This is a genomic window from Janthinobacterium sp. GW821-FHT03C10 (assembly GCF_059420865.1).
Genome location: NZ_JBWKUN010000016.1, coordinates 1 through 6,437, shown reverse-complemented (window position 1 = coordinate 6,437; position 6,437 = coordinate 1). Strand labels below are relative to the sequence as shown.

6 protein-coding genes are annotated in these 6,437 nt (G+C 59.3%); 5 read left to right on the top strand and 1 reads right to left on the bottom strand.

The genetic code is table 11. From position 1 onward, the window contains the following. The 4 genes from AC07VH_RS29135 to AC07VH_RS29120 all read left to right on the top strand — a co-directional run. On the top strand, positions 1 to 223 hold a 223-nt coding region (locus AC07VH_RS29135; protein WP_494804015.1), incomplete at its 5' end, for a hypothetical protein. Positions 224 to 267: 44 nt separating this feature from the next. After that, entirely contained in the window at positions 268 to 957 is a 690-nt protein-coding gene (locus tag AC07VH_RS29130) for a phosphatase PAP2 family protein (RefSeq protein WP_494789617.1), read from the top strand. Between the two features lie 62 nt (positions 958 to 1,019). Then, on the top strand, positions 1,020 to 2,498 hold the full coding sequence (locus tag AC07VH_RS29125) for a DUF2868 domain-containing protein (RefSeq protein ID WP_475417567.1): 1,479 nt from the start codon (positions 1,020 to 1,022) through the stop codon (positions 2,496 to 2,498). Then, positions 2,495 to 3,985 carry a DUF3482 domain-containing protein gene (locus tag AC07VH_RS29120; RefSeq protein WP_494789616.1) on the top strand — a complete coding sequence of 497 codons (1,491 nt, stop codon included), beginning with the start codon at positions 2,495 to 2,497 and terminating at the stop codon, positions 3,983 to 3,985. The genes AC07VH_RS29125 and AC07VH_RS29120 overlap by 4 nt, the downstream gene beginning before the upstream one ends. 15 nt (positions 3,986 to 4,000) lie before the next feature. On the opposite strand, the gene AC07VH_RS29115 is transcribed toward AC07VH_RS29120, so the two are convergent. Beyond that, positions 4,001 to 4,900, bottom strand: a complete 900-nt coding sequence (locus AC07VH_RS29115) for a LysR family transcriptional regulator (RefSeq protein WP_494789615.1) — start codon at positions 4,898 to 4,900, stop codon at positions 4,001 to 4,003. A gap of 103 nt (positions 4,901 to 5,003) precedes the next feature. On the opposite strand from AC07VH_RS29115, the gene AC07VH_RS29110 reads away from it, so the two are divergent. Beyond that, positions 5,004 to 6,083 carry a tartrate dehydrogenase gene (locus tag AC07VH_RS29110; protein WP_494789614.1) on the top strand — a complete coding sequence of 360 codons (1,080 nt, stop codon included), beginning with the start codon at positions 5,004 to 5,006 and terminating at the stop codon, positions 6,081 to 6,083. Positions 6,084 to 6,437 lie beyond the last annotated feature (354 nt).

Sequence of the window (6,437 nt, the reverse complement as noted above, 5' to 3'; positions counted from 1 at the left end):
GTTTTTTTTCGTCTGGCGGTTGGATGCGCCGCTGGTGCTGTCGGCTTACGCTGCGCTAAGCCGACCTACGCCGACCTGCGCCGATCCGCCGACCGACGGTCAGTGTGTGGGGACTGCCCCCGGCTGTTCAGCAGGCGAAAAAAAGGCAGCGCTGCGCGCTGCCTTTGTCATTTATCACCACATGTTGTGCACAGCGGGCACCGTCATGTTCTCTTCATATTGACACTGTACGATGACTTCCATTCTCATCAAGTAACGTGTGCACCCATGCTGGCCAAGCTTAAACTCGTCAAAACGCCCAAAGGCATCGATAGCGCTTTGATGCTGTCGGCCATGCTGATACTGTGGATCGGCAATTACAGCAACCTCGACCTCATGATTGCCGACAGCATGTTCGACGATGCGCGTGGGCAATTTGTCGGCACCGACAGCGCGTGGGCGGGCAGTTTTCAGATAGGTATGCTCTTGCTTGGCGCCGTCATGATCGGGCTGGCCGTCTGGGACACCTTGCGTCCGGTGGCCTGGCTTGCTTCACGCCGCAGCGCCTTGCGCGTGGCGGCGCTGTCGGCTATCTTCGTGCCGCTAAGCATCTATTGGCTCTCTTCTTTCAGCGATGTGCCGTGCCCCACGGATTTATTGCGCTATGGCGGACTGGAGCCTTACACGCGTTTGCTGGAAACGTTGCCAGCCAGCGCATCTGCCATGGTATGCCTGCCCGCGACCCAGGCGAATATTGCCTGGTGGATGCTGGCCTTGCCATTGTTCTGCCTGCCTGGACGGCCACGCACGGCGCTGCTGCTCGCTGGCGTCATGCTGCTGTGCGGTTTGGCGGCAGGCTGGCAGCAACAGTTGCAAGGTGCGCAATTTTTTACGCACACCTTGTGGTCTGCCTGGATCGCTTCTTTCCTGATCTATCTGCTGCATCATTTGTTCCGGACCGAGGACGCGTTGGCCTGAAATACAAAAGTACGTCACAATCTGCCTGTCGAGTTGTCGTTTCATACAAAAACAGGAGCACCATGAACGAGCAGATTGCGAGAGAAGTGGTATTGGTCCGTGCTATCGAGACGGCCGACCAGAAAAAAGAAGTCCTCAGCGAGGATGACCGCATGTATGCCAGCCGCAGTGCGCGTGAGCTTGCGCAATGGCAAGCTTCGGGCAAGCAGGCCGAAGTCACGGGTGACGATTTCCTGCAGCAGCGTTCCGAGCTGATCATCAAACGCATCACCGAGCGCACCCCCGCGTTTGCCGTTTTCGCGAAACGCCGTAACGGCATGAAAACCCTGGCGCTGACTTTGCCCCTGCTGGCATTGCTGCTGGGCGCCGGGCTTGATCGCATCACGGATCCGCACCGCGTCGACTTGCTGTCGGCGCCCTTGCTGTTGATCATCGCCTGGAATGTACTGGTCTACCTGGGCTTGCTGATCTGGCTATGCATTCCCTCACGTTCCCTGGGCTGGCCGAAAGCGGGATTGGTGCGCCACCTGAGCGTGGGCCGCCTGGCCTTGCCGCGCAAACTGCCGCACGCCTTGTCCTCGGGCTTGCTCAGTTTCATGGGGGAATGGGCGCACCTGAGCGCCAAGCTGACGGCCGCGCGCCTGGGTCGTACCATTCACCTGAGCGCCGCCATGTTTGCCATCGGCGCCGTCGCCTCGCTGTATGCCCGCGGCTTCCTGTCGCAGTACGCGGCCGGGTGGGAGAGCACGTTTCTGAATGCCGGCCAGGTACACAGCCTGCTGTCGACCTTGTTTGCGCCGGCCATCGCCCTGTTTCATTTGCAAGGTTTTTCGCTGGCGGAAATCGAAGCGCTGCGTTTCCCGCAAACGACGACCGTCGAAGGCGGCGCGCGCTGGGTGCATTTGTATGCGGCAACGATTTTCCTGCTGGTGGTCGTGCCCCGCCTGATCCTGGCCCTGGTTAACAACTGGCGCGCCGCGCGCCTGGCCAGGCACTTTCCGCTGGATCTCGATCAACCGTATTTCCGCAAGCTAAATGAAAGCATCGGCGTGGCCACGGGCGGCATGCTGCGCGTCTTGCCGTACAGCTTTACGGTCGATGAAGCCCGCCACAAGGGACTGGGGCAGCTGTCCATCATGCTGTTTGGCGAGCAGGGGCGCATGATGCTGCGTCCATCGACGTCATATGGCGAAGAGCCGCAGGAAGTCTTGCGCGGCACGGACTTGAATGATCCGCAAGTCAATATCACGGCCGTGCTGTTCAACCTGACGGCGACGCCGGAAAAGGAAAATCACGGCGCCTTCCTCGATTATCTGGTGCAATCGTCGGCGCGCGGCATCGCCGTCCTGATCGACGAGTCCAGCTACCTGGAGCGCGCGGGCGAGCAGGCGGATAACGGCGCGCGTTTGGCGGAACGGGTCGCCCTGTGGCAACAGTTCTGCCAGTTCCATAAAACCACGGCCACCGTGGTCAATTTGCTCAATCCGGCCCTGCACCCGCTCGATGCCGGTGTCGGCTTGAAAGTATCGGCAGCAGCATGAGTGTGAATGTGAATAAAGATATCCAGGATAATGCGGTGCAGATTCAGTTTGCGCTGATTTCGCACACGAATAATGGCAAGACGACATTGGCGCGCACCCTGGTGGGCGTGGATATCGGCGAAGTGCGCGACGCCGCCCACGTGACGGTGTTTGCCGAATCGCATACCTTGCTGGCGACGCCGCAGGGCGATGCCCTGCAATTGTGGGACACGCCCGGCTTTGGCGACTCCGTGCGCCTGCTCAAGCGGCTGGGACAGTCGGGCAATCCCATCGGCTGGTTCCTGCGCGAGGTGCTGGACCGGTATCGCGACCGTCCGTTCTGGCTGAGCCAGCAAGCGCTACGCACGGCCAAGGACGCGGCCGACGTGGTGCTGTACCTGGTCAACTCCTCGGAACATCCGAAGGATGCGGGTTACTTGCCGGCGGAAATGAAAATCCTCGAATGGCTGGGCAAGCCAGTGGTGGTCTTGCTCAATCAGATGGGGCCGCCACGTCCGGGTAATGAAGAACACAGCGAGCAGGCGCGCTGGCGCGAGCATTTGCAGCAATATCCCATCGTGCGCGACGTTTTGGCGCTCGATGCCTTTGCCCGCTGCTGGGTGCATGAGCGTGTGTTTTACGAAGCCGTGGGCAAGTTGTTGCCGCAATCACAGCAAAGTGGCTATGCGCGCTTGTTTGCTAGCTGGCAAGCGCAGAATACGGCGCGTTTCCAGCAGGCCATGCACTTGCTGGCCACGCAGCTGACTGTGGCTGCCCAGGATCGCGAGGCCATCGAGCCGGCGTCCAAGGGCTTGCTGAAATCGGCTTTGCAAGTTGTGGGTATCGGCAAGAATGCAGAGCAGCAACGCCAGGAAAAGGCCATGGCTAGCCTGGTGGCGCGCCTCAATACGCACAACGGCGTGATCACGCGTGAACTGTTGATCTTGCACAAACTCGACCCGACCGATGCGCATAAGATCAATAGCCGGATACGGGAAAATTTCGCCGTGCGCGCGCCGATCGACAAGGCGCAAGCGGGGTTGTTGGGCGCCATGATTTCCGGAGCGGCGACGGGACTGTCAGCCGACCTGATTTCCGGTGGCTTGACGTTGGGCACGGGCGCCTTGCTTGGCGGCGTGGTCGGTGCGCTGACATTTGCGGGCGCGGCCTGGGGCTTTAATTCCGGTACGGATCGCAACGAGCCCACGATGCAATTTACCGATGCCTTCCTGCGTACCCTGGTGGTGGCGGGCGTGCTGCGTTACCTGGCGGTGGCGCACTTTGGCCGTGGCCGCGGCAATTTTGTGGAAAGCGAAGCGCCGGCCTTCTGGCAAGATGAAGTCGAGCAAGCGGTGTCGCGTCATGAGGGCGCGCTGGCAGAGTTGTGGAAAGACGTGCGCAGGGAAAAATCGCCCGAGCAAGCGACCGAGCGGATCGCCCCCATGATTGCCGCCATCACTTCCGATACCCTGGCCCGCCTGTATCCGGATGTGCCGCGCCTCGTATAGCGTATCAGGCGCCAATCAGACGCGGGTCTGCAGCCACTGTTGCAGAAATTGCACGCAGGCTCTGACCTTGGCCGAGTTCGACAGGCGCGAGGTGGTCACCGCCCACACATCGGCGGCCTGTTGATACGCGGGCAAAATGCGGATCAGCTTGCCTTGCGCCAGACTGCTTTCCACATCCCATGCGGAGCGCAAGATGATACCGTGGCCATCCAGCGCCCATTGATGGACGATCTCGCCATTGTTGGCCGATAACGGTCCATCAACCTTCACCGTTTCCTGCCCGTGCGGCCCTTGCAGTTTCCAGCGCCGTCCATCCTGGTCGCGCTCGCGGATGACGATGCAGTCATGCTCACGCAATTGCGCCAGTGTGGCAGGCGTGCCATGTTGGGCCAGGTAGGCGGGCGCGGCACACAGGACGCGCTGGTTGCTGGCAATGCGGTGGGCGATCAGGTCTGGCTCGCGCACCTCGCCGATGCGAATGTCGAGGTCGAAACCTTCGCCCAGCAGGTCAACGGGGCGGTCGAGCAATTCCAGCTGTATTTTCAGGTTTGGATACTGCCGTGCCAGCTGGGATAGGGCGGGACCGAGCCGGTTGCGCCCAAAACCGGAACTGGAGCAGATGCGCAGCAAGCCCTGCGGCTGCAATTTCGACTGCGCCACCGCTTCACCCATCTGTTCGACATCTTCCAGGATGCGCTGCGCCCATTGCCGTACGATCTCGCCGTGATCGGTGACGCTGACCCGGCGCGTGGTCCGGTGCAGCAAACGCACTTGCAGCGCCGCTTCCAGCATGCCGATGCGCTTGCTCACGAGCGCCTTGGAAATGCCCAGTTCCAGCGCCGTGGCGGCGAAACTGGTTTTATGGGCGACCTGGCAAAACAGGCGCAAGTCTTCCAGCAGCGGCGTATTTTTCATCGATTGACCACAAAATGTGGATACTTAGGTTATGAATTCCCTGATTGTATTCTGATGCGGCACCAGTATCATCAACATATCCATTTATCCACAGGAGAATGTCATGCCCGCACACAGAATCGCAGTCATCGCCGGCGACGGCATCGGCAATGAAGTCATGCCGGAAGGGTTGCGTGTGGTCGAGGCCGCGGCGCGCCGATTCAATATCGACCTGCAGTTTACGACCATGGCGTGGGCGAATTGCGACTATTACCTGGAGCATGGCCAGATGATGCCCTCGGACTGGTTTGCCCAGCTCAAGGATTTTGACGCCATCTATTTTGGCGCCGTGGGTTGGCCGGACAAGGTGCCCGACCATATCTCCTTATGGGGATCGCTGTTGAAATTCCGGCGCGAGTTCGACGAATACGTCAACTTGCGACCCGTGCGGCTGATGCCGGGCGTACCGTGTCCGCTGGCGAACAAGAAATCTGGCGATATCGACTTTTATGTCGTGCGTGAAAATACGGAAGGAGAATATTCGTCCGTGGGCGGGCGCATGTTCGAGGGGACGGAGCGCGAAACGGTGCTGCAGGAATCCGTGTTTACGCGCAAGGGCGTCGATCGCATCCTGAAGTATGCGTTTGAGCTGGCGCAAAGCCGGCCTAAAAAACACCTGACATCGGCGACCAAGTCGAATGGCATTGCCATCAGCATGCCATTCTGGGATGAGCGAGTCGAAGCGATGGGGCCGAGCTTTCCCGATGTGCACTGGGATAAATACCATATCGACATCCTTGCGGCCCGTTTCGTGCTCAGCCCCGAGCGTTTTGACGTGGTGGTCGCTTCGAACCTGTTTGGCGATATCCTGTCCGACCTGGGGCCCGCATGCACGGGAACGATTGCGATCGCACCGTCGGCGAATATCAATCCTGAGCGCACTTTCCCTTCTGTCTTTGAGCCGGTGCACGGTTCCGCGCCCGATATCTATGGCCAGAATATCGCCAACCCGATTGGCATGATCTGGTCGGGCGCCATGATGCTCGATTTTCTCGGCAATGGCGATACCCAATACACGGCCGCGCATGACGCGATTGTGCGCGCTATCGAGCAGGTGCTCGAGTATGGCCCGCGTACGCCGGACATGGGTGGCAGCGCCAGTACGACTGATGTCGGCAAGGCGGTTGCCGAATTGCTGAAATAAAGCTTGCCGCCCGTGGGCGGCTTTGCTATAGTTCGCCTCCCCAATGAGACGCAGCAGTTTGCGACACAAAACGGACGGCCTTCAGGGGCTGGGTAGTAGAAAAGAAGGAGTTGACGGACGTAGCAAATTGCTTCATACTCTTCCTTCTTCGCAGCTGACAAACACAACGCTTTGTCGATGGCGCGAAAGTAGCACCGAATACCGTTCTTTAACAATTAACAGTCGATAAGTGTGGGCATTTGATGTAGTGCAGCAGCGATCTTCGGATTGCTGTAATACTTAAAATATCAAATGTTCACAAGAAATAATGAAATAGGCGCTACGAAAGTAGTGGCCTGTCAGTTTTTTGAGTGA

What these genes read in the sequence shown, in the direction of transcription:
- AC07VH_RS29130 (WP_494789617.1), top strand. Translation starts at nt 268, where the DNA reads ATGCTGGCCAAGCTTAAACTCGTCAAAACGCCCAAAGGCATCGATAGC.
- AC07VH_RS29125 (WP_475417567.1), top strand. Translation starts at nt 1,020, where the DNA reads ATGAACGAGCAGATTGCGAGAGAAGTGGTATTGGTCCGTGCTATCGAG.
- AC07VH_RS29120 (WP_494789616.1), top strand. Translation starts at nt 2,495, where the DNA reads ATGAGTGTGAATGTGAATAAAGATATCCAGGATAATGCGGTGCAGATT.
- AC07VH_RS29115 (WP_494789615.1), bottom strand. Translation starts at nt 4,900, where the DNA reads ATGAAAAATACGCCGCTGCTGGAAGACTTGCGCCTGTTTTGCCAGGTC.
- AC07VH_RS29110 (WP_494789614.1), top strand. Translation starts at nt 5,004, where the DNA reads ATGCCCGCACACAGAATCGCAGTCATCGCCGGCGACGGCATCGGCAAT.